This window comes from Kitasatospora sp. NPDC088783 (assembly GCF_044750705.1).
Lineage (GTDB): Bacteria > Actinomycetota > Actinomycetes > Streptomycetales > Streptomycetaceae > Kitasatospora > Kitasatospora fiedleri.
In genome coordinates, this window is record NZ_JBIVKJ010000003.1 from 94,794 (window position 1) to 116,530 (window position 21,737).

23 protein-coding genes are annotated in these 21,737 nt (G+C 73.6%); 7 read left to right on the forward strand and 16 right to left on the reverse strand.

All coding sequences use genetic code 11. From position 1 onward, the window contains the following. Nucleotides 1-3: 3 nt before the first annotated feature. From ACIP60_RS08955 to trxA, 4 genes are all read right to left on the reverse strand, one after another. A complete protein-coding gene (locus ACIP60_RS08955) occupies nucleotides 4-1,263 on the reverse strand; it encodes a hypothetical protein (protein ID WP_400681727.1) in 1,260 nt (419 codons plus the stop codon). After that, nucleotides 1,260-1,835: a DUF6114 domain-containing protein gene (locus tag ACIP60_RS08960; protein ID WP_400681729.1), complete on the reverse strand. Its 576-nt coding sequence runs from the start codon at nucleotides 1,833-1,835 to the stop codon at nucleotides 1,260-1,262. Before ACIP60_RS08960 ends, ACIP60_RS08955 begins: the two co-directional genes overlap by 4 nt. A 142-nt stretch (nucleotides 1,836-1,977) precedes the next feature. Beyond that, the gene (locus tag ACIP60_RS08965; RefSeq protein WP_100836306.1) at nucleotides 1,978-2,625 is read right to left on the reverse strand and encodes a DUF6230 family protein; all 648 of its coding nucleotides are present in this window, start codon (nucleotides 2,623-2,625) and stop codon (nucleotides 1,978-1,980) included. Between the two features lie 625 nt (nucleotides 2,626-3,250). Continuing rightward, on the reverse strand, nucleotides 3,251-4,231 hold the full coding sequence (trxA, locus tag ACIP60_RS08970; protein WP_400681731.1) for a thioredoxin: 981 nt from the start codon (nucleotides 4,229-4,231) through the stop codon (nucleotides 3,251-3,253). A gap of 336 nt (nucleotides 4,232-4,567) precedes the next feature. Here trxA and ACIP60_RS08975 point away from each other — a divergent pair, with 336 nt between their 5' ends. After that, on the forward strand, nucleotides 4,568-5,263 hold the full coding sequence (locus tag ACIP60_RS08975; RefSeq protein ID WP_199846979.1) for a TetR/AcrR family transcriptional regulator: 696 nt from the start codon (nucleotides 4,568-4,570) through the stop codon (nucleotides 5,261-5,263). Nucleotides 5,264-5,270: 7 nt separating this feature from the next. On the opposite strand, the gene ACIP60_RS08980 is transcribed toward ACIP60_RS08975, so the two are convergent. The 4 genes from ACIP60_RS08980 to ACIP60_RS08995 all read right to left on the reverse strand — a co-directional run bounded on the left by ACIP60_RS08980 (nucleotide 5,271) and on the right by ACIP60_RS08995 (nucleotide 9,027). Further along, on the reverse strand, nucleotides 5,271-6,161 hold the full coding sequence (locus tag ACIP60_RS08980; RefSeq protein WP_400681734.1) for a sigma-70 family RNA polymerase sigma factor: 891 nt from the start codon (nucleotides 6,159-6,161) through the stop codon (nucleotides 5,271-5,273). 96 nt (nucleotides 6,162-6,257) lie between these two features. After that, nucleotides 6,258-7,958, reverse strand: coding sequence for a methylmalonyl-CoA mutase (locus ACIP60_RS08985; RefSeq protein WP_100836310.1), 1,701 nt, complete (start codon nucleotides 7,956-7,958; stop codon nucleotides 6,258-6,260). Nucleotides 7,959-8,134: 176 nt separating this feature from the next. Beyond that, entirely contained in the window at nucleotides 8,135-8,467 is a 333-nt protein-coding gene (locus ACIP60_RS08990; RefSeq protein WP_100836311.1) for a DUF3817 domain-containing protein, read from the reverse strand. 20 nt (nucleotides 8,468-8,487) lie between these two features. After that, entirely contained in the window at nucleotides 8,488-9,027 is a 540-nt protein-coding gene (locus ACIP60_RS08995; protein ID WP_282202571.1) for a MarR family winged helix-turn-helix transcriptional regulator, read from the reverse strand. Between the two features lie 461 nt (nucleotides 9,028-9,488). On the opposite strand from ACIP60_RS08995, the gene ACIP60_RS09000 reads away from it, so the two are divergent. Then, nucleotides 9,489-11,123, forward strand: coding sequence for a M4 family metallopeptidase (locus tag ACIP60_RS09000; protein WP_400681737.1), 1,635 nt, complete (start codon nucleotides 9,489-9,491; stop codon nucleotides 11,121-11,123). Between the two features lie 88 nt (nucleotides 11,124-11,211). Here the strand turns inward: ACIP60_RS09000 and ACIP60_RS09005 are convergent, their stop codons facing one another. Continuing rightward, the gene (locus tag ACIP60_RS09005) at nucleotides 11,212-11,541 is read right to left on the reverse strand and encodes a DUF3817 domain-containing protein (protein ID WP_400682636.1); all 330 of its coding nucleotides are present in this window, start codon (nucleotides 11,539-11,541) and stop codon (nucleotides 11,212-11,214) included. A 167-nt stretch (nucleotides 11,542-11,708) separates the two neighbouring features. Here ACIP60_RS09005 and ACIP60_RS09010 point away from each other — a divergent pair, with 167 nt between their 5' ends. The 4 genes from ACIP60_RS09010 (at nucleotide 11,709) to ACIP60_RS09025 (ending at nucleotide 14,934) form a co-directional block, all read left to right on the forward strand. After that, nucleotides 11,709-12,482, forward strand: coding sequence for a DUF2127 domain-containing protein (locus tag ACIP60_RS09010; RefSeq protein WP_400682638.1), 774 nt, complete (start codon nucleotides 11,709-11,711; stop codon nucleotides 12,480-12,482). Nucleotides 12,483-12,617: 135 nt separating this feature from the next. After that, nucleotides 12,618-13,256, forward strand: coding sequence for an AIM24 family protein (locus ACIP60_RS09015; RefSeq protein ID WP_400681739.1), 639 nt, complete (start codon nucleotides 12,618-12,620; stop codon nucleotides 13,254-13,256). Then, nucleotides 13,256-13,906: an AIM24 family protein gene (locus ACIP60_RS09020; protein ID WP_400681740.1), complete on the forward strand. Its 651-nt coding sequence runs from the start codon at nucleotides 13,256-13,258 to the stop codon at nucleotides 13,904-13,906. Before ACIP60_RS09015 ends, ACIP60_RS09020 begins: the two co-directional genes overlap by 1 nt. 227 nt (nucleotides 13,907-14,133) lie before the next feature. Further along, nucleotides 14,134-14,934, forward strand: a complete 801-nt coding sequence (locus ACIP60_RS09025) for an AIM24 family protein (RefSeq protein ID WP_400682641.1) — start codon at nucleotides 14,134-14,136, stop codon at nucleotides 14,932-14,934. A gap of 66 nt (nucleotides 14,935-15,000) precedes the next feature. Here the strand turns inward: ACIP60_RS09025 and ACIP60_RS09030 are convergent, their stop codons facing one another. The 6 genes from ACIP60_RS09030 to ACIP60_RS09055 all read right to left on the reverse strand — a co-directional run bounded on the left by ACIP60_RS09030 (nucleotide 15,001) and on the right by ACIP60_RS09055 (nucleotide 20,036). Then, nucleotides 15,001-16,179: a cytochrome P450 gene (locus ACIP60_RS09030; RefSeq protein WP_400681742.1), complete on the reverse strand. Its 1,179-nt coding sequence runs from the start codon at nucleotides 16,177-16,179 to the stop codon at nucleotides 15,001-15,003. Continuing rightward, nucleotides 16,176-16,724: a GTP-binding protein gene (locus ACIP60_RS09035; protein ID WP_400681744.1), complete on the reverse strand. Its 549-nt coding sequence runs from the start codon at nucleotides 16,722-16,724 to the stop codon at nucleotides 16,176-16,178. The genes ACIP60_RS09030 and ACIP60_RS09035 overlap by 4 nt, the downstream gene beginning before the upstream one ends. A 70-nt stretch (nucleotides 16,725-16,794) precedes the next feature. Beyond that, nucleotides 16,795-17,205, reverse strand: a complete 411-nt coding sequence (locus ACIP60_RS09040; RefSeq protein WP_400681747.1) for a DUF742 domain-containing protein — start codon at nucleotides 17,203-17,205, stop codon at nucleotides 16,795-16,797. Beyond that, on the reverse strand, nucleotides 17,202-17,621 hold the full coding sequence (locus tag ACIP60_RS09045) for a roadblock/LC7 domain-containing protein (protein WP_100836320.1): 420 nt from the start codon (nucleotides 17,619-17,621) through the stop codon (nucleotides 17,202-17,204). The genes ACIP60_RS09040 and ACIP60_RS09045 overlap by 4 nt, the downstream gene beginning before the upstream one ends. After that, nucleotides 17,618-19,015 (reverse strand): ATP-binding protein, encoded by a 1,398-nt coding sequence (locus tag ACIP60_RS09050; protein WP_400681749.1) that lies wholly within the window; start codon nucleotides 19,013-19,015, stop codon nucleotides 17,618-17,620. The genes ACIP60_RS09045 and ACIP60_RS09050 overlap by 4 nt, the downstream gene beginning before the upstream one ends. Nucleotides 19,016-19,058: 43 nt before the next feature. Next, nucleotides 19,059-20,036, reverse strand: a complete 978-nt coding sequence (locus tag ACIP60_RS09055; protein WP_400681750.1) for an MBL fold metallo-hydrolase — start codon at nucleotides 20,034-20,036, stop codon at nucleotides 19,059-19,061. A gap of 190 nt (nucleotides 20,037-20,226) precedes the next feature. On the opposite strand from ACIP60_RS09055, the gene ACIP60_RS09060 reads away from it, so the two are divergent. Continuing rightward, on the forward strand, nucleotides 20,227-20,745 hold the full coding sequence (locus ACIP60_RS09060; protein WP_199846981.1) for a MarR family winged helix-turn-helix transcriptional regulator: 519 nt from the start codon (nucleotides 20,227-20,229) through the stop codon (nucleotides 20,743-20,745). Between the two features lie 20 nt (nucleotides 20,746-20,765). Here the strand turns inward: ACIP60_RS09060 and meaB are convergent, their stop codons facing one another. After that, the gene (gene meaB / locus ACIP60_RS09065; RefSeq protein ID WP_400681751.1) at nucleotides 20,766-21,719 is read right to left on the reverse strand and encodes a methylmalonyl Co-A mutase-associated GTPase MeaB; all 954 of its coding nucleotides are present in this window, start codon (nucleotides 21,717-21,719) and stop codon (nucleotides 20,766-20,768) included. Nucleotides 21,720-21,737 lie beyond the last annotated feature (18 nt).

Genomic DNA, 21,737 nt, shown 5'->3' on the forward strand with positions numbered 1-21,737 from the left:
CGGTCAGCCGTCGTACGGCTCCTTGTCGTTGAACAGCCGCATGCCGGGGATGGTCAGGTCGCCGCCGAACTGGCCCGCCTGCACCGCCTTGGCGTTGGTCAGCGTCAGGTCCAGCGGGATCGGCACCGCGCCCAGCAGGTCCCACAGCCACTTCGGCAGGGTGTCCGGGGTGAGCGTGATCTGGCCCAGGTCGATCGGGATCGGCAGGCCGTAGACCGCCGCCAGGTTGCCCGACAGGCTCTCCACGTACATGGTGATCGGCCCGTTGCGCATGGTCGAGGTCGACCCCTCGCGGCTCTTCACGTGGAAGGTCAGGCCGGGGATCTGGATGGTCGACATGTCGAGGTTCTCAATGTCGACGCTGGCCGTGGTGAACTTCAGCACCCGCTTGGTGCCGCTCTCCGTGGTGACGTCGTAGACGCCGTTGAACACCGAGCCGTGCAGCGCCAGCCGGGTCGAGTGCAGCACCCAGTTCTGGTCCGGCACCACGTGGCCGGAGGGGGCCGCCTTCGCGGCCAGGCCCTTGGTGCTGACCAGGCAGTTCGGGTCCGCCGAGGCCGAGGCGGACGGCGACGGCGAGGGCGTGGGCGTGGCGCTGCCCTTGGGCGTGGCGCTGCCCTTGGGCGCGGCGCCGCCGGAGGCGGTGGGCTTCGGGGCGGTGGAGCCGCTCGCGGCCGGGGCGGAGGGCGCGGGCGGGGCGGCGGGCGTCCCGGCGGCGCGGGGGGCGCCGGACGGGGCCGGGGTGGCCGCGGGGGTGGTCGGCGCGGCGGTGGTGGGCCGCGCGGTCGGCGAGGGCGTCGGGGACGGGGAGGCGCTCGCGCCCGGGTGGATCAGGTTGTTCCACCAGTCGTCGATCACCCCGGCCTGCTGGACCCCGCCGGGGGCGGCGCCCGCCTTCGGCACGGTGTACACGGCGGACTGCGCCGTCGCGGGGCCGGCCGGGCCGGTGAAGACCGCCGGCACCGCGGCGGCGCTGCCCGCCGGGGCCTGCCCGGCGGCCGCGGCCCGGCTCACCGAGGAGTCCGGCAGCACCTTGATCTCGCCCTTCGGGACGGGCGTCTCCTTCAGCACCGTGTCCGGGGCGCAGGCGCCGCTCTGCTGCGGGTCGGCGGCGGCCAGCGTCGGCGCGTAGGCGGCGCCGACCAGCAGCGCGGTCGGCACGGCGGCGATCGCCAGCGCCCGTCCGCGCAGCCGGGAGCGGACCCCCTCCCGGGGCACCGCGTGCCGCGGGCCGGGGACGGTCGGCTTCTCGGGTCCGGTCACCGCTGCTCCTCTCCGACGGGTGCCTGCGGGACGGCCCCGTGCTCCAGCGGCCGCTCGGCGGCGGCCTGGGCGGGCAGCTGCGCGGCGGGGGCCGGCTGCGGCGCGGCGGCGAACCCGGCGGCGGACTCGGTGGCCGGGTCGGCGACCGGCTCGGCGGCCGGCTCCGGCAGCGGCGCCCAGGACACCAGCAGGCCGCCGGCGATCAGGCCGGGCACCAGGCCCATGCCGAAGCCGCCGAGGTTGGAGACCGGGACGGAGATCAGCGCCAGGATGGTGGTCGCCACCCCGCAGAAGATCCGCACCAGGGGCTGGAACCAGGCGGTCAGCCCGAGCGAGATCATGAGCAGGCCGATGATCATCGAGCCGGCGCCGGCGGTGGTGGCCATCGCCACCGTCAGACCGCCCAGGCTGAGGTGGGCGTAGGGGAAGTACAGGATCGGCACGCCGGCGATCATCGCGAGCAGCCCGCCCCAGAACGGCCGGGTGCGCCGCCACGTGCGGAACCCCCGCCGGGTGCGGCCGACCGGGCCGACCGGGTTCTCGGGCCAGGCCTCGACGGTTGCGCTGGACATGGTGCGACTCCTCGATGGTGGGTCCGAGGGGGGAGACGGGTGGTCCCGGGTGCGCCGGGGTGCGGTGCGAGGGGGCGGCGCGGCCGCCCCCTCGCACCGGTGGTCCGCCGTCGGGCCCGGCCGGCGGGCCCTCAGGTGCGGACTAGTAGCACTCGACGCCCGCGCCGGAGCCCTTGTTGATGTTCAGCTTCAGGCCGTTGAGCGTGAAGGTGCCGGCCGAGGTGGCCCACGCGGTCTGCTGGACGTGCTGCAGGTGCGCGGAGTCGGCGGCCTGGGCGAAGCCCTGGGCGCCGGTCGGCAGGGTGCCGCCGTCGTCCTGGAGCTTCTTGACGGCGGAGCCCTTGAGGGTGCCGGCGTCCTGGCCGATGTTGATGTTCTTGAACTCGGCGTCCGCGTTCAGCTGGTTGAGGTCGATCAGCAGCTGCTGGGCGTCGACCTGCTTCGCCTTGTCGTCGCTCTGGCCGGCGTTGAGGACCAGGGTCCACTTGCCGAGCGGGCCGAGGTCGGTGACGACCGACTGGCACAGGTTCTTCAGCGTCGCGTGGTCGAAGGCCGAGACCGCGACCGGGTGCGGGGTGCCGTTCTTCTCGACGTCCACGCCGCCGAACTGGGAGAAGCCCTCGCCCTGGAGGTCGTCGACGGTGACCTTGAACTGCTGGCCGGAGACCGAGAACGAGGCCGCGAGGGCGGAGTTGGCCAGCGAGACGCCGATCGCGGCGGTGGCCGCGATGCTGGGCACCATCACCAGGGCGAAGCGCTTCCAGCGGGTCTTGCCGTAGGACTGGGACATGCGTGGTCCTCCTTCTAGGACGTACATCTCCGGTCGTTCCGGTGCGTCCCGCACGTGGTCCGGCCCGGGATGGGAGAGAGCTACGTCCTCGGTAGCGGAGAGCGCCTGCTGCCGTGGGGACGGCGCCGGCGATCACCCCCGAGCGACAACCAGGCGGCCGCGCGGGCCGCGCGGCCGTTTCGAGGCCAGGAACCGCTGCGTGGGATCCGCGGTTACCCCCCTGCCCTCACCCGGTGGGGACCCCTCGTCGCCGAGGGACCGGGCGTCGCCGATCGTTGTCCAAACCGGGGCGGAGCACAAGAGGTCCGTTACTGACGGGTAATCCAACAGTGAACGGGGTCGATCATGGAATCGAAGGCTCCGCAACGGAGTGTGACCAAAATCGCGTGTGCGTCCGATGTCAAACCGCCGAAACACTGCCGAAACACCCCGCCGCGGTCACGAGTCGTGACCGCGGCGGGGTGTTATCAAGATTTGGTAAACCTGGCCGGACTCCACCCGAAAGTCGTCAAATCGCCGACGACACCGCAGGTCACCCGAGGTGTCACCCGGTGCCGCCGAGACGCCCCCGGGTGCCTGCCCGGACCGCCCGGTCAGCGCCCGGACGGGCCGCCCGGACGGCGCGTCAGAACAGCACCCGGGCCAGCGCCTGGCGGGCCGCCACGGTGCGCGGGTCCTCCGAACCGATCACCTCGAACAGCTCCAGCAGCCGCAGCCGCGCCGCGTCCCGGTCCTCGCCGAACGTCCGGGCGACGGTGTCGACCAGGCGTCCGAAGGCGTCCTCCACGTGCCCGCCGACCAGGTCCAGGTCGGCGGCCCGCAGCTGGGCCGGCACGTCCTTCGGGTCGGCCGCCGCGTCGGCGCGCACCTGCTGCGGGTCGAGCTGCTCCACCCGCTGCAGCAGCTGGGCCTGGGCCAGGCCCAGCTTGGCCTCGACGTGCCCGGGGCGGTCGCTCAGCACGTTCTGGTACGCCCGCACCGCGCCGGCCAGGTCGCCCCGGTCCAGCGCGTCGTGCGCGGCCTCCAGCGCCGGGTCGGCCGGCACCCGGGGCTCGGCCGCCGCGCCCTCGCCGCCGCCGGCGGCCCCGCCGACGATGCCGAAGCGCTGCTCGGCCACCGCGATCAGCTGGTCCAGGATCTTGCGGACGTTCGCCTCGTTCTCGGCGCCCTGGAACAGCGGCACCAGCTGGCCCGCCACCACCGCCATCACGGCCGGGATGCCCTGGATCCCGAACTGCTGGGCGATCTCCGGGTTGGCGTCCACGTCGATCTTGGCGAGCACGATCCGGCCGGCGTACTCCTCGGCGAGGCGCTCCAGCACCGGGCTGAGCTGCTTGCACGGGCCGCACCACTCGGCCCAGAAGTCCACCACCACCGGGACCTCGGCCGAGCGCTGGACCACCTCGGACTCGAAGGTCTCCTCGGTGACGTCCAGGACCAGGGGGTAGTCCGCGAGCGCCGGGCCGTCGCCCGCCGCCGCCTGCCGGGCCCGCTCGGCCCGGGTCTGCTCCGCCTTCTGGGCGGCCTCTCCGGCCGCCTTCACCGCGGCGAGGTCCACCGCACCGCGGAGGGCGGAGCTGTTGAGACGCGAATTCCGTGACTGCATGGCTCTATCCTCCCCCGTCGGAGCCGGTGCCGGGTGCCATCCACCCGGAAAAAACCGGAGCGGGCCGCCCGCCTCCCCGGCGGGGCCCGGACCGTTCGACGCGGGTCCCCACCCGCGTCGGGCGCCCGCCCGATCCCGGGGCGGGGCGCGATGGTCGTCGCTCTTTCGCTACTGGTCGTAGCGTATCTGCCCCCCGGGCTCCCCCCGCAAGCCCCCCGCCCCCTCCCGGAGCGTGAGCTGTCCCACTTTCCGGTCCGGGGCGGGTGCCGGTCGACGCGGCATGTCGCTACCGTGGGAGCAACAAGTTACTTCTGAGTAAACAAGCCAGGAGGCGCGGTGGCCCCCACCACCCGGCAGCCCGCCGAGCACCAGGACCCGCCCGCCCAGGACGCCGCACCCGTCGAGGACGCCCCGCCCGGCGCCCCGCCCGCCCGCGGCAAGGGCCGCCCCCGCAGCGCCGCCGCCGACCAGGCCATCCTCGACGCCACCCGCGAGGCGCTCGCCGAACTCGGCTGGGGCGGGCTCACCATGGGCGACGTCGCCCTGCGGGCCGGCGTCGCCAAGACCACCCTCTACCGGCGCTGGCCGTCCAAGAGCGAACTCGTCGTCGACGCCATCGCCAGCCTCTTCGACCAACTGGAGTGCGCCGACCGCGGCAGTCTCCAGGCCGACATCGAGGCCGTGGTCGCCCGTTTCGCCGAACTGCTCAGCCTGCCCGAGACCCAGGCCGCGCTGCTCGCCCTGTTCGCCGAGGGCACCCGCGACCCGCAGCTGCGCCGGCGGATCCGGGAGCGGATCGTCCAGCCGCAGAAGGTCCTGGTCGAACTCGGCCGGGCCAACGCCCAGGCCCGCGGCGAGATGGACCCGGACCGGGACCGGGCCGCCGCCGACGAGGAGATCGACATCATCTTCGACACCATCGCCGGCACCGTCGAGCACCGGCTGCTGGTGAGCGGCGAACCCGTCACCCCGGACTGGATCCGCCGCTTCACCACCCTGCTGCTGGGCCCCTTCCCGGGGCTGCTGCGCTGATCCGCGCTCAGTCGTCGAGGCCGTCCAGGCCGGTCAGGTCCAGCGCCGCCAGCCGCTCCGGGTCGGCCAGCACGTCGATCCGCGCGACCAGGCCGTCCACCACGGTGAACGCCATCACCGAGACCGGCGCGCCGTCCACCACCGTCAGCACCCCGTGGGCGCCGTTCACCAGCACCGGGCGGCCGAACGGCAGCAGATGCCGGAAGCCCTGCGCCGAGGAGGCGATCGCCCGGCTGCCGCGGAGCACCTTGCTGAGCGCCGCCATCGCGGTGCCGCCGTCCGCCCGCAGCACCGCGTCCGGGGCCAGCACAGCCACCAGGGCCTCGAAGTCGCCGTCCCGGGACGCCGCCCGGAACGCCTCCACCGCGGCCCGCTGGGCCGCCGGGTCGCGGTCCGGCTCCGGGGCGCCCTCGCGCACCCGCCGGCGGGCCCGGGCGACCGCCTGCCGCACCGCCGCCGGGGACTTGTCCAGCAGCGGCGCGATCTCCTCGAACGGCACCGCGAACAGGTCGTGCAGCACGAACCCGAGCCGCTCGGCCGGGCCGAGCGTGCCCAGCACCACCTGGAGCGCGATCCCCACCCGGTCGCCCAGCAGCGCGACCGCCTCCGGGTCGTCCCGCTCCGGCGCGGCCAGCACCGGGTCCGGCACCGAGGTGTCCAGCTCCTCCTCGCGCCGCCGCTCCCGGCCGCGCAGCTCGTTCAGGCAGACCCGGGAGGCGACGGTGGTCAGCCAGCCGCCCAGGTTCTCCACCTCCTCGGCGTGCCGGTCCAGCCGCAGCCAGGTCTCCTGCACCACGTCGTCGGCCTCGCCCAGTGACCCGAGCATCCGGTACGCCACCGCCCGCAGCCTGGGCCGGTGCTCCTCGAACCGCTCGGCGAGCCGCGCTCCCCCGGTCATCCGTCACTCCCCTTTCCCCGGGCCAGGATAGGGGGGCGGACGGACGGCGGCCCGGGGCGGTCGGTTGATCGGCCGGTCAGTCCATCGGCCCGCCGGCTAGAAGCTGGCGTTCTCCTGGTAGGTGCCCCACTCCTCGCGCAGGGCGTGGCAGATCTCGCCGAGGGTGGCCTCGGCGCGGACGGCCCGGAGCATCGGCTCGATCATGTTGGCGCCGGAGCGGGCGGCGGCGAGCATCGCGTCGAGGCCGGCCCGGACGGCGTCCTCGTCGCGCCGCGCCTTGCGCTCGCGCAGGGCGCGGACCTGCTCGCGTTCGACCTCGTGGCTGACCCGGAGGATCTCCAGCTCGGGGGTGACGCTGCGGGGGTGGCAGTTGACGCCGACCACCCGCTTGTCGCCCTTCTCGACGCCCTGCTGGTAGCGGAAGGCGGCCTCGGCGATCTCGCCGGTGAACCAGCCCTCCTCGATGCCGCGCAGGATGCCGGAGGTCATCGGGCCGATCGGGTGCTCGGCGCCCTCCCTGCCGAGGCCGCCCTTGTCCAGGATCTGCTGGAAGATCGCCTCGGCCTGCCGCTCGATCCGGTCGGTGAGCGCCTCGACGTACCAGGAGCCGCCGAGCGGGTCGGCGACGTTGGTGACGCCGGTCTCCTCCATGATCACCTGTTGGGTGCGCAGGGCGATCTCGGCGGCCTGCTCGCTGGGGAGGGCGAGCGTCTCGTCGAGGGCGTTGGTGTGCAGCGAGTTGGTGCCGCCGAGGACGGCGGAGAGCGCCTCGACGGCGGTGCGGACCACGTTGTTGTAGGGCTGCTGGGCGGTGAGCGAGACGCCGGCGGTCTGGGTGTGGAAGCGCAGCCACTGCGCCTTGTCGGTCTTCGCGCCGAAGTGGTCGCGCATCCAGCGGGCCCAGATCCGGCGGGCGGCGCGGAACTTGGCGATCTCCTCGAAGAAGTCGAGGTGGGCGTCGAAGAAGAAGGACAGGCCGGGGGCGAAGACGTCCACGTCGAGGCCGCGGGAGAGGCCGAGCTCGACGTAGGCGAGGCCGTCGGCGAGGGTGTAGGCGAGCTCCTGGGCGGCCGTGGCCCCGGCCTCGCGGATGTGGTAGCCGGAGACGGAGAGCGGCTTGTAGGCGGGGATGCCGGCCGCGCAGTGCTCCATCAGGTCGCCGATCAGGCGCAGGTGGGGCTCGGGGGCGAAGAGCCACTCCTTCTGCGCGATGTACTCCTTGAAGATGTCGGTCTGCAGGGTGCCGTTGAGGACGGCGGGGTCGACGCCCTGGCGCTCGGCGGCGACCAGGTACATGCAGAAGACCGGGACGGCGGGGCCGCTGATGGTCATCGAGGTGGTGACCTCGCCGAGCGGGATGCCGCGGAACAGCACCTCCATGTCGGCGGCGGAGTCGATGGCGACGCCGCAGTGGCCGACCTCGCCGAGCGAGCGGGCGTCGTCGGAGTCGTAGCCCATCAGGGTCGGCATGTCGAAGGCGACGGAGAGGCCGCCGCCGCCGGAGTCGAGGATCATCCGGTAGCGCTCGTTGGTCTGCTCGGCGTTGCCGAAGCCGGCGAACTGGCGGATGGTCCAGGCCCGGCCGCGGTAGCCGGTGGGGTGCAGGCCGCGGGTGTAGGGGTACTCGCCGGGCCAGCCGATCCGCTCGAAGCCCTCGACCTCCTGGCCGGGCGGCGGGCCGTAGACCGGGGCGACCTCCTCGCCGCTCAGCGTGGTGAAGTCCGCGTCGCGCTTGCGCGCCCTGTCGTACCGCTGCTGCCAGCGCTGCCGTCCGGCCTCGATCTGCTCGGCGTCCATCGGCTCCGACTCCCGCTCCGTGCGGCCGCTCCGGTGGGGGCGGCGGAAGAACTGCTTGGATGTCCTAGTAATTTACTCGGACGTCCTAGTACCTGTCGACGGCCGGCCCCGGACACGCGGAGGGGCGCCCCTTCCGGCGGAAGGGGCGCCCCGGCAGAGCGCTGGTGCGGGCGCGGTCAGGCGGCGACCGGCTCCGGTGCGGCGACCAGCGGCGCGACCTCGCGGACGACCCGGCGCTCGACGAAGAACACGGCGGTGGGGACGGTGCCGGCCAGCAGGGTCCAGAGCAGCTTGCCCATCGGCCACTTGGCCTTGGTGCCCAGGTCGAAGGCGAACGCCAGGTAGACCACGTAGAGCCAGCCGTGCGCGATGCCGACCGCAGTGGTGAAGCCGGACGCGCCCGAGATGTCGAGGACGTACTTGGCGATCACCCCGAGGGTGAGCAGGATCAGGAGCACACCGGTGACGTAGGCCATGGCGCGGTAGCGGGTCAGCACACTCTGCTTCATGCAGTCGAGGGTAACCGCCCCTACGCGCCGTCCCGGTCGGGCCCCTCCTCGGCCGGGGCCTCGAAGTCGCCGGCGGCGATCCGCAGCGGGCGCAGCAGGTCGAACACCTCGCGGCAGGCGTCGGCGTCGTAGCCGTCCAGGCCGAACTCGACGGTGACGAGTTCGCGGGTGGCCTCCTCGACGACCCGGCGGCCGCGGTCGGTGATGGCGGCGAGGACGCCGCGGCCGTCGAGCGGGTTGGGGCGGCGGGTGACCAGGCCGGCCCGCTCCAGGCGGTCGACGGTGTTGGTGACGCTGGTGGGGTGGACCATCAGGCGCTCGCCGATCTTGGAGAGCGGGAGCTCGCCGGAGCGGCTGAAGGTGAGCAGCACCAGGGCCTCGTAGCGGGCGAAGGTGAGGCCGTAGGGCTTGACCACGGCGTCGACCCGGCCGAGCAGGATCTGGTGGGCGCGCATCACCGAGGTGATCGCCGCCATGGACGGCACCTTGCCCCAGCGGCGGGTCCAGAGCTCGTCGGCGCGGGCGATCGGGTCGAAGTCGAGGGCGAGGGGCTTGGGCACGCCCCCACCGTACCCGCGGGGCCGGGCGGGGGTAGCAGGTGTCCACGATGGTGGACAAGCCGCCCCACTTGGCGGGATCACGCCAAACAGACGAGGGCGGCCGGCCGACGGCCTTTTACCGTGCATATTCCGGCAATATTCAGTGATTGCACCGGAGTTGGGCCTCCGCGCAGCCCACGCGGCACGGTTCGCAGTGAAACATCCGATTTCCTGGGCTGTTCTTTCCCCGGGCGCTGGCGAGAGTTTGCCAATAGTTGCCGAACGGCTGTTCCCGGCCGCCACCGCGTCGTCATGCTTCTGGCCAGCCCCGTTCGACACCGCCGGCCCACCCCACCGGCGGATGTCGCCTGACCGCACGGAGCTGCACGTCAGCACCCGTTCCGCCCCAGCAGGCACTGACCCCGGTGCCCCGGGACGAGGTGTGACCGCGCACACGCGGTTGATCCGGAAGGAACCCGTACGTGAAGCGAAAGCTTGCTGTCGGCGCCGTTCTCTCTGCCTCGGCCCTGCTGGCCGGTGCGATCCAGGTGAGCGCCGGAATGGCGTACGCCGCCCCCAATCCCGCCGCCCTGGGCCACGGCGACCAGCTCGCGCTGGCCGCCGCACAGGCGCCCGCCGCCGCCAAGGCCCTGGGCCTGGGCGCCCAGGAGAAGCTGGTCGTCAAGGACGCCGTCGTCGACGCCGATGGCACCCGTCACTTCCGTTACGAGCGCACCTACAACGGCCTGCCGGTGCTCGGCGGCGACCTGGTTGTGCACCAGGCCGCCAACGGCAAGGTGAAGTCCACCGACAAGGCCGTCTCCGGCAGCCTGGCCCCCGCCTCGCTGAGCCCGAAGCTGTCGGCCGGCCAGGCCGCCGCCAAGGCGACCGGCGCGGTGCAGGCCACCGTCGGCATCACCGCGGACGCCGACGAGGCCGCCCTCACCTCGGTCTCCGGCGCGAGCGGCGACGCCCAGCTGGTGGTCTGGGCCGCCGACGGCGCCCCGCGGCTGGCCTACCGCACCACCGTGGAGGGCGTCCGGGCGGACGGCACCCCGAGCCACCAGGTGCTGGTCACCGACGCGGACAGCGGCGCGCTGCTCTCCAGCCACGAGCAGGTGCAGACCTCCAACGCGACCGGCACCGGCAACGGCGTCTTCGTCGGCAACGTCTCGCTGACCACCACGCTGTCCGGCAGCACCTACACGCTGAAGGACGCCACCCGCGGCGGCCAGTACACCACCACCCTGGCCGGCAAGACCTCCGGCAAGGGCACCGTCTACTCCAAGACCAGCAACACCTGGGGCAGCGGCGCCGCCTCCAACGGCGAGTCCGCGGCCGTGGACGCCCAGTACGGCGCGGCCGTCACCTGGGACTTCTACAAGAACACCTTCGGCCGCAGCGGCATCCGCAACGACGGCGTCGGCGCGTACAGCCGGGTCCACTACGGCAGCAACTACGTCAACGCGTTCTGGGACGACAGCTGCTTCTGCATGACGTACGGCGACGGCTCGGGCAACACCCACCCGCTGACCGAACTCGACGTCTCCGGCCACGAGATGAGCCACGGTGTGACCTCCAACACCGCGGGCCTGAACTACTCGGGCGAGTCCGGCGGCCTGAACGAGGCCACCAGCGACATCTTCGGCACCCTGGTCGAGTTCTACGCCAACCTGTCGAAGGACAACCCGGACTACCTGATCGGCGAGCTGATCAACATCAACGGCAACGGCACGCCGCTGCGCTACATGGACAAGCCCTCCAAGGACGGCGCGTCCGCCGACTACTGGTCCTCCACCGTCGGCAACAAGGACGTCCACTACTCCTCGGGCGTCGCCAACCACTTCTTCTACCTGCTGTCCGAGGGCAGCGGCGCGAAGACCGTCAACGGGGTGAGCTACAACTCGCCCACCTACAACGGCTCGACGGTCACCGGCATCGGCCGGGACAAGGCCGCGCAGATCTGGTACCGGGCGCTGACCGTCTACATGACCTCCACCACGAACTACAAGGCCGCCCGCACGGCGACCCTGAACGCGGCGAAGGACCTGTACGGCTCCGGCTCGACCCAGTACAACGCGGTCGCGGCCGCGTGGACCGCGGTGAACGTCAACTGACGCCGACCCGGTAGCAGCAGAGCCCGCGGCGGCCCGGCCTCCCACGAAGAGGCCCGGCCGCCGCGCACCACGTTCCGGGGCGGTCGGGTCAGGCGGTCGCCGGGGCGGCGCCGTCGAGCTCGCCGCGCTCCTCCCGGGCCAGCGTCCGCTCGGCGAAGAAGCCGCCGGTGGGCAGCACCGAGAGCACGAACAGCAGCAGGGTGCGCTTCGGCTCCCAGCGGCGGGCCTGGTGCGCCTGCACCAGGAACACCAGGTAGAGGACGAACAGCACGCCGTGCACCATGCCCATCACCGGGACGGCGTTGAAGCTGGTGGTGCGCTTGAGCACCGAGCAGACCAGCAGCAGCAGGAACGACAGGCCCTCGGGGCCGGAGACCAGGCGCAGGCGGTGGACGGCGGCGACGCTCTTCACGGGGATTCCTCACGGGGGCACGGCACGGCGGACGGCTGGCTTTGTGAACGGATGCACAAGCCGGGCCCATTATCACCGACCCGACACCGGCGCCGACGGCGGACCCCCTATCCTGCTGTGCTGCGCGCGCCCCGACCGTCGGGCCGCGCGGACCCACGGGGGAACACGCCATGCTGAAACGGGACTGGGACCGCCACACCTGCGCCACGCGCGGCCACGTCACCTACGCGCCGGACGAGCCCGAGCTGCGCGAGCGGCTGCGCACCGCCACCGCGGTCGGCACCGCCTGGCGCTGCCTGCGCTGCGGCGACTTCGCGCTCGGCGACCCGCACGGCTCCGGCCCGGCCGAGGACGCGCCGCTGGTGCCGCGCGGCAAGGCCCTGCGCGACCTGTTCATCCTGCGCTTCCTGGCCGTCGAGCGGCTGCTGCGCGGCCTGCTGATCGTGGTCGTCGCCTGGGGGGTGTGGAAGTTCTCCAACAGCCAGGACGCGGTGCGCCGGATCTTCGACGAGAACCTGTCGGTCCTCAATCCGGTCACCGAGCACTTCCACTGGGACCTGGAGCACTCGCCGATCGTCGACACCATCCGCAAGACCTTCGACTACCGGCACTCCACCCTGGTCTACGTGGCCGCCGCGCTGGTGGCGTACGCGCTGATCGAGATCGTCGAGGCGTTCGGCCTGTGGTGGGGCCACCGCTGGGCCGAGTACCTGACGGTGGTGGCCACCGCCGCCTTCCTGCCGCTGGAGGGCTACGAGCTCAGCGAGCACGTCAGCGTGCTGAAGGTCTGCACCCTGCTGCTGAACGTCGCCGCGGTGCTCTGGATCATGCTCTCCAAGCGCCTGTTCGGCCTGCGCGGCGGCCGGGCCGCGTTCGAGGCCGAGCGGCACTCGGCCTCGCTGCTGGAGGTGGAGGTCTCGGCGGGGGCGCTGCCGCAGCAGGTCTGACCCCCGCCCGCCCGGGGGGTTTCGCCCGTTATGTCCGGCTGACGGGGCGTCCGATGTCCGGGTTCCGTACCGAACGGGTACCAGCACGGCCGGTTCCCCTCCCCTCCCGGGGAGGGGCGCGCTAGATTCCCGGACGTGGCACAGTTCCGACTCCAGGGGTCCAGGGTCCTCGCCGTCGATCTCGCCGGGGACACCGTCAAGGCACGCAACGGCTCGATGGTCGCCTACACCGGGCAGATGGGCTTCAAGAAGCTCTCCGGCGGCGGCGACGGCCTGCGCGGCATGGTCACCCGCCGGCTCACCGGCGAGCGCATGGAGGTCATGGAGGTGAAGGGGCAGGGCACCTGCTACTTCGCCGACCGGGCCACCGAGATCAACCTGGTCCGGCTGAACGGCGAGACGCTGTTCGTCGAATCCGACAACCTGCTCTGCACCGAGGCGACGCTGCGCACCGGCACCTCCTTCACCGGGCTGAACGGCATGGCCAGCGGCAACGGCCTGTTCACCACCAAGGTCGAGGGCCAGGGCTGGGCGGCGGTCACCTCGGACGGCCCGGCGGTGATCCTCCGGGTCGGCCAGGGCCTGCCGCTGCGGGTGGACCCGGGCGCGTACATCGCGCACACCGGCAACCTCCAGCGGTCGCTCAAGTCCGGGGCGGGCTGGTCCACCCTGATCGGCGAGGGCGGCGGCGAGGCGATGCAGGTCGAGTTCACCGGCGAGGGCCTGGTCTACGTCCAGCCCTCCGAGCGCATGACGCTGGGAGGCGAGGTCTGATGGCCTTCACCCGGATCAACGGCAAGATGATCTCCGCCCAGGTGGTGCCCGGGCAGCGGATCCTGTCCCAGCGCGGCGCGATGCTCGGCTACACCGGCGAGGTCTCCTTCCAGCCCAACCTGATGGGCGGCCAGGGCGGCGTGATGTCGATGATCGGCCGCCGGGTCGCCAACGAGGACACCCCGCTGATGACCGTCGAGGGCCACGGCACCGTGATGTTCGGCCACGGCGGCCACCACGTGCACGTGGTCGACCTGGTCGGCGACACCCTGTACGTGGAGGCCGACCGGCTGCTGGCCTTCGAGGGCAGCCTCCAGCAGTCCACCATGTTCATGGGCCAGCAGGGCGGCCTGATGGGCGTGGTCCGCGGCCAGGTGACCGGCCAGGGCCTGTTCACCACCAAGCTCACCGGCAAGGGCGCGGTCGCGGTGATGGCCCACGGCGGGGTGATCGAACTCCCGATCCTCCCCGGCCAGCCCGTCCACGTCGACCCGCAGGCCTACGTCGCGCACCGCGGCGAGGTCACCAACAAGCTCTCCAGCGCCCTCGGCTGGCGCGACATGGTCGGACGCGGCTCCGGCGAGGCGTTCCAGCTCGAACTGTCCGGGCAGGGCACGGTGTACGTGCAGGCCAGCGAGGTGAAGCTCTGATGTCCTACCCCCCGCAGCAGCCCTACGGCCAGCAGCCGTACGGACAGCAGCCCCCGCCCTACGGCCAGCAGCCGTACGGGCAGCAGCCCCCGCCGTACCCGCCGCAGGGGCCCCCGCCCGGGTACTCCCAGCAGCAGTACGACCAGTCCCACCAGGCCACCCAGGCGGGCCTGCCCGTCCCCCCGCCGCCCTACCAGGCCGGTCCGGCCGGGCAGTTCGGCGCGCCGGTGTTCCAGCCGCCCGGCGGCGAGGGCCCGCAGGTCTGGGACCCGGGCACGCTGCCCGCGAACGACAACGTCAACCCCTACTGCTTCTCGGTCGACCTGAACGGCGCGTACTACCTGCAGAAGGGCAAGATGATCGCCTACTACGGCGAGATGCGCTTCTCCGGGATCGGCCGCGGCGCGCTCGACCGCGTCCTGGAGCAGAACTTCAACTCCCCGCTGCACGCCGCCGACTGGGTGGTCGCCGAGGGGCGCGGCAAGCTGCTGCTCGCCGACCGGTCGTACGACCTCAACTCGTACGACCTGGAGGACGGCAACCTGACCGTGCGCTCGGGCAACCTGCTCGCCTTCGAGCCCACGCTGCGGCTCAAGCAGTCGATCATCCCCGGGTTCCTGACCCTGATCGGCACCGGCAAGTTCGTCGCCGCGTCCAACGGGCCGGTGCACTTCGTCGAGCCTCCGATCCGGGTCGACCCGCAGGCCCTGGTCGGCTGGGCGGACTGCCCCGCGCCCTGCCACCACTACGACCACGGCTACCTGCACGGCGTCCTCGGCGGCCTGCGGCACCTGACCGGGATCGGCGGCGCGAGCGGCGAGGAGCACCAGTTCGAGTTCATCGGGGCCGGGCAGGTGCTGATGCAGTCCTCCGAGACGCTGATGGCCGAGCGCTCGGTCGGCGTGGTCGGCGCGGAGCCGGGCATCCCGGGCAGCGGCGTCCCGCAGCAGGCCGGCGGACACCAGCAGGCCCCGAACATCCCGGGGCTGGGCAACCTGGGCGACCTGGGGCGGCGGTTCGGCCTGTAGGACCGAAAGGCGGTACCGGGGCGGGGGGACTGCGCGCAGCGGGTCCCCCCGCCCCGGTGCCGCGGCCTACAGCGGCGTGAACTCCACGGGGAGCGAGACGAGCGCGCGGTGGATCGGGCCCGGGCGCCAGAGGACGTCCGCGGTGGGGACGGCGAGCCGCAGGTCGGTGAGGCGGCTGATCAGGTACTCGACGGCGGTGACGGCCATCAGGACGGCGGGCTGGCGGGCCGGGCAGCGGTGCGGGCCGGCGCCCCAGGCGAGGTGGGCGTAGGAGCCGCCGAGGGACTCGCTCTCGGCGGGGGTGAGCACGGCCTGGGCGTTGGCGGAGGCGTAGGAGACCAGGACGGGCTGCTCGGGGGTGAGCGCGGTGCCGTGGAAGACGATCTCGTGCCGGGGGTAGTGCGGGGAGAAGTTGGACAGCGGGGGGTCGTTCCAGAGCACCTCGTTGACCGCGTCGTGCGCGGTCATCGCGCCGCTGTGCAGGGAGCCGGCGTAGCGGTCGTCGGAGAGCATCCGCAGCAGCGCGTTGGCGATCAGGTTGGCGGTGGGTTCGTGGCCGGCCATCAGGGTGAGCGTGATGTGCCGGACGACCTCGTCGTCGGCGAGCCGCGCGGGGTGGCCGAGGAAGGCGGAGATCAGGTCGTGCCGGGGGGCGGCGCGGCGGTCGGCGACCTGTTCGGTGATGACGGCGACCAGGTCGGCGTACGCGGCGGCGGCGCCGGTGGAGGTCTCGAAGGAGCGGTTCATCGCGGTGCTGATCCGGTCGATGTCCGGGTCGGGGACGCCGTACCAGGAGGTGAGGATGAGCAGCGGGAGCCGGTAGGCGTACTGGGCGAGCAGGTCGGCCTTGCCGGCGCCGGCGAACTCGGCGATGAGCTGTTCGGCGACGGCGGTGGTGTCGCGCTGCAGCAGGTGGGGTTCGAGGATGCCGACGCTGTCGGTGATGACCTGGCGGTAGCGGGCGTGCGCGGGGCCGTCGGAGAACAGCGCGGTGGGGCGCCAGCCGAACAGCGGGAGCAGCGGGGAGTCGGCGGGCTGGGTGGCCTGCCAGCGGCGCGGGTCGCGGGTCCAGGTGTCGGTGTCGCGCAGCACCTCCAGGGCGACGTGGTAGTCGGTGACCAGCCAGGCGTCGACGCCGGGGGCGAGTTCGACCGGGGCGAGCGGTCCGCGGTCGCGCAGCCGGGCGTAGTGGGCGTGCGGGTCGGCGGCGAACTGCGCCCCGTAGAGGGCGGTGCGGGGGGTCATGGGGCGGTCTCCTGGGGGAGGCGGTCCAGGACGTGCTCGGTGAGGGAGATCAGCGCGTCGACGCAGCCCTCGCGGGCGCGGGCGTCGCACTCGACCAGCGGGGTGGCGGGGTCGAGGTCGAGGGCGGCGCGGACGGCGTCGAGGGCGATCGGCGGGGTGTCGGGGAAGCGGTTGACCGCGACGGCGTAGGGCAGGCCGGCCTCCTCGATCAGGTCCATGGCGTCGAAGGCGTCGGCGAGGCGGCGGGTGTCGACCAGGACGAGCGCGCCGAGCGCGCCGCGGGCGAGGTCCTCCCAGAGCGGGAGGAAGCGGCGCTGGCCGGGGGTGCCGAACAGGTAGAGGACGAACTCGCCGGCCGACAGGGTGAGCCGGCCGAAGTCGACGGCGACGGTGGTGGCGGTCTTGCCGGGGGTGCGGCTGGTGTCGTCGACCGGGATGCCGGCCGCGGTCATGGTCTCCTCGGTGTGCAGGGTCGGGATCTCCGACAGGGTGCGCACGAAGGTGGTCTTGCCGACCCCGAACGGCCCGGTGACCATGAGCTTCATCAGGATCGGGTCGGTGGGGGGCAGGTAGGCCGGGGCCCCGGGGGGTCCGTCACCGGGGGCGGTGGCGGTGCTACTTGAGGGCGCGAAGTCCACTGAGGAGCCTTTCGGCGAGGTCCCGGTTGACCGGCTGGGCGGAGGGGATCGGCGCGCGGACCGCCAGGGCGCCGCGTTCGGCCAGGTCGGCCGCGATGAAGACGGTCGCGCTGACGGGGAGCCGGAGGTGGGCGGCGGCCTCGGCGAGGGTCAGCGCGCCGGGGCGGACCAGTTCCCATAACTGGCGGTGTTCGCCGCCGAGTCCGGCCGGGAGGTCGGCGGCGGCGTGCAGCACGCTGAGCCGGTCCAGGCGGAGGGCGCCGCCGGCGGCGTCGCGGCCGTGGGTGGCGAGGTAGGCCGGGACCAGCCGGCGGCGGGGGCGCCGCGGGTCCGGGCGCTGCGGGTCCGGGCGCTGCGGGTCCGAGTCCTGGGGGCGGGGCTCGCTCATGTGTGGCTCGCCTCCCGGGCGGGGCTGGCCAGCGCCCGGGCGAGCGCGGCGACCTGGACCTGCATCTGGTAGGCGATGGTGCCGAGGTCGGCGCCGGGGAGGGCGAAGACGGCCAGCGAGGAGTTCTCGCCGGCCGGGGTGACCACGGCGTAGCCGTGCTCGGACTCGACCACGGTCTGGTTGAGCCGGACGTTCTCGGCGCCGGTGAAGGCGGTGGTGAAGGCCCGGGCGGCGGCGTGCAGCGAGGCGGTCATCGCGGCGACCCGGTCGGCGCCGTCCCGGCCGAGGTCGGCGGAGTGGCCGGTGACCAGGCCGTCGCCGGTGGCGATGACGGCGTTCTGCACGCCGGGCAGGTCGAGCAGCGGGATGAGGACCCAGGAGAGGTCCTCGGTGTGGCGGCGGAGCGGGGTGGTCACGGGGTTTCGACTCCTTCGGGTGCGGCGGGTCCTTCGGGGCGGGCGGTGCGGTCGGCGGCGCTGCGGCCGGCGGCGGTGCCGGACTGGAGCGCCGACCAGGCGCTGCGGGCCCGGTCGGGCGTGGTGCCCGCCGGGGCGGGGAGGGGGGACGGGGCGTCCTGCTGCGGCACGCGGGGGGCGCGGCGCTTGCGGGTCGGCAGCGCGTCGCCCGCGTCGAACACCGGGGCGCTCTGGGTGATCGGCCGGGGGGCCAGGGCGGAGAGCGGGGCGGTCGGGTCGGTCAGGGTGAGCAGGTCGGCGGGCAGCCGCAGGATGGCCCGGACCCCGCCGTACGGGGAGGGCTCGACCCGGCAGCCGAAGCCGAACTGGCGGCAGAGCAGGCCGATCACCGCGAAGCCGGCCTGCGGCGGGTCGCCGAGTTCGGTGAGCAGCACCTCGGCCTGGCCGTCGAGCAGTTCGCCGGCCCGTTCGAGCTGGTCGGGCTCCATGCCGACGCCCATGTCGTCGACCACCACCAGGGCGCCGGAGCTGCCCTGTTCGACGGAGACCACGACCCTGGTCTCGGGGTGCGAGTAGGCGGTGGCGTTGCCGAGGATCTCGGCGAGCGCGATGGCGACGGGTTCGGCGGCCCGGGCGGCCACCGCGAGCCGGGGCTCGCGCAGGTGGTTGGTGATCTCGATCCGGGCGTAGCCGGCCACCCGGGACTGCGCGCCGACGCAGAGTTCGGCGAGCGGGGAGTCCTCGCGGGTCATGCCGGGCCAGGCGCCGGAGAGCACGGCGAGGGACTGCACCCGGCGCAGGGTGAGTTCGTTGCGGAAGTCGAGGGCGAGCAGCCGGGGGTCGTCGACGGAGAGCTGGATCTCCTCCAGCAGCGAGCGGACCTGGATCAGCAGCGCCTGGATCTTGGAGGCGGCGCCGCGCAGCGCGGCCCGGGCGGCGGCGTCGGTGCGTTCGCGTTCGGCGAGGGCGGCCCGGACGGCGGCGTTCAGGACGGCGTCCAGGGCGCGGTGCAGCTCCTCCTGGCCGGCGCCGGTGTCGAGCGGGCCGGGGACGGGCGTGCGGGGGTGGGTGAGCGCGGTGGCGGCGGCGGGCAGCCGTTCGTGCGCGAGGTGGGCGAACTCGCGGACGGCGGTGGCCAGTCGGGCCTCGGCGAGGGTCTGCCGGGCCTCGGCGGCGTGGGCCCGGCCCTCGGCCGTGCGGGTGCGCCCCTCGCCGGTGCGGACGCGTTCCTCGGCGGTCCGGGCCCGGACTTCGGCGCCCTGGGCGCGGTTCTCGGCCTCGGTGGCGCGCCGGGCGGCGGCCCGGGCGGTGCGGGCGGCGCGCCGGGCCGACCAGAGCAGGGGTCCTGCGGTCAGGGCGGCACCGGCCAGCAGGGCGAGCACGATCTCGACCATGGGGTCCTCGGGGGGAGTCGTCGCTGGGGCGGGGGACGCTGGTTCAGGCGGTGCGGGCGCGCTGCCGGGCCAGGCCGGCCATCCGGCCGACGACCTCCAGCATGGCGGGCTCGGGGGAGCCGTCGAGGTGCCGGTACTCGGTGCCGATGGTGACCAGCAGCCGCTCGGGGAGCCCGAGTTCGGGGTAGCGGGCCTCGTCGATGACGGCCTGCGCGGCCTCGGCGGCCGGGAGGCCGGCGGCGTGCAGGGCGTGCGCCCGGTCGCGGACGTAGCGCAGGTAGCCGGCGTGGGCGCGCAGGTCGGCGCGGGTGAGCAGCGGGCCGTGGCCGGGGACGACCGTCTCGGCGCCGGTGTCGAGCAGCCGCTCGACGGCGTCGATGACGTTGCCGAGCGGGCCGGCCCAGTGCACGGGGTGGTCGCCGGGCCGGTCGGCGGTGGAGCCGAAGACGATGTCGCCGGTGAAGACGGTGGAGCGGGTGGGCAGGTGGACGATCAGGTCGCCGCTGGTGTGGGCCGGCGGGAGGCTGCTGACCTGCACCGGGATGTCGCCGACGCGCAGTTCGAGCTCGCCGGTGAAGACGGTGTCGGGGACGACCGGCGGGGTGTCGGCCCAGTCGAAGCAGCCGAAGTGCTCGTGCAGGTAGGAGCCGGTGTCGTCGCCCGGGTCGAGGTTCTGCAGCAGGGCGTGCTGCTGCTCGGGGGTCGGCTCGTAGGCGATGTGGTGCAGCGCCTCGCGGGTGGTGATGACCTCGGCCCCGGGGAGGACGCCGGCGCCCCACAGGTGGTCGCCGTTGGCGTGGGTGACCACGATCCGCCCGACCTCGGTGCCGGGGGCGAGGACGGCGCGGGTGCGCGCCAGGAACTCGCCGGCCAGTGTGCGGTCGTACGGGGTGTCGATCCACAGCGCGGAGCCGCCGGCGGTGACCAGGCCGCAGTTGGCCAGGCCCCAACCACGTTGCCGCGGCTGCCATGCGTATATACCGTCGGCTATCGAATGGAAGTGCGCGCTCGGCGTCGTCATGGGCGCGATTATGCCCAACTCTGTGTCACCGTTTGACTCCGGTCCCGGAATTGGCCGTGCCCGACTCAACTCGGCCAGGCGGGGCAGCGGTTGTCCGTGGACGGAGCGGTCGGCCCGGCGGCCGGGCCGGGACCGGGGCCCGGGATGTGAATTCGTACAACATTGAACAACTTCGGCTATACTCGGTCGCATGGACGACTCCGTGACCGAAGCGCCCGCGGTCCCCCCCTCCCGGGGCGGGGAGGCGGACACCCCGTGGCTCGACGCGCGCGAGCAGCGGCTGTGGCGCGCCCACCTGGAGGTCGGCAAGCTCCTCGACCACCAGCTGAGCCGGGAGCTGCAGACCCACAACCTCGCCATCAACGACTACGAGATCCTGGTGGTGCTCTCCGAGTCCCCGGACCGCCGGATGCGGATGACCGACCTGGCCACCGCCACCCTGCAGTCCAAGAGCCGGCTCTCGCACCAGATCACCCGGATGGAGGCGGCCGGGCTGGTGCTGCGCCAGGAGTGCCCGGGCGACCGCCGCGGCCTGTACGCGCACCTGACCGGGCACGGCTGGGAGACGCTGCGCAAGGTCGCCCCGGACCACGTCCGCAGCGTCCGCGCGCACTTCATCGACCGGCTCACCGACGAGCAGCTGGACGCGCTGTACGCGGCCCTGGCCCCGATCGCCGAGCACCTGCGCGGGCTCCGCGGCCGGGGCTAGGGCCTGTCTTCAGACCCCCGCTAGCCGGTCAGTTCGGCCACCAGCCGGTCGGCCGCCGCGTACGGGTCGAGCTCGCCCGCGGCGACCTGCCCGGCCAGGGCGTCGAGGTGCCGGTCGCCGCGCAGGTCGCCGATCCGGGCACGCAGGGCGGCGAGGGTGATGGCCTCGACCTCCTGGGCGGCCCGGCGGCGGCGGCGGGCGTCCAGTTCGCCGGTCTCGGCCAGCCAGCCGCGGTGCTTCTCCAGGGCTTCGACGAGTTCGTCCAGTCCCTCGCCGCGGGCCGCGACGGTCTTCACGATCGGCGGGCGCCAGTCGCCGGCCTGCCGGGACTCCCCCAGGCCGAGCATGTGGTTGAGCTCCCGGGCGGTGGCGTCCGCGCCGTCCCGGTCGGCCTTGTTGACCACGAACACGTCGCCGATCTCCAGGATGCCCGCCTTCGCGGCCTGGATGCCGTCGCCCATGCCGGGGGCCAGCAGCACGACCGAGGTGTCGGCCTGCGCGGCGATCTCCACCTCGGACTGGCCGACGCCGACGGTCTCCACCAGGATCACGTCGCAGCCCGCCCCGTCCAGCACCCGCAGCGCCTGCGGGGCGGCCCAGGCCAGGCCGCCGAGGTGGCCGCGGGTGGCCATCGAGCGGATGAACACCTCCGGGTCGGTGGCGTGCTCCTGCATCCGCACCCGGTCGCCGAGCAGCGCCCCGCCGGAGAACGGCGAGGACGGGTCGACGGCCAGCACCCCGACCCGTCTGCCGAGCTTGCGGTAGGCGCTCACCAGCGCCGAGGTGGAGGTGGACTTGCCCACCCCGGGCGAGCCGGTCAGGCCCACCGTGTAGGCCCGTCCGCTGTAGGGGGCGAGGGCCGCCATCACCTCGCGCAGTTCGGGCGCGGCGTTCTCCACCAGGGTGATCAGCCGGGCCACCGCCCGGGGACGGCCCTGCCGGGCCTGCTCGACCAGCGTCGCCACATCGGCCATCGGGTTTTGCTCCTCGCA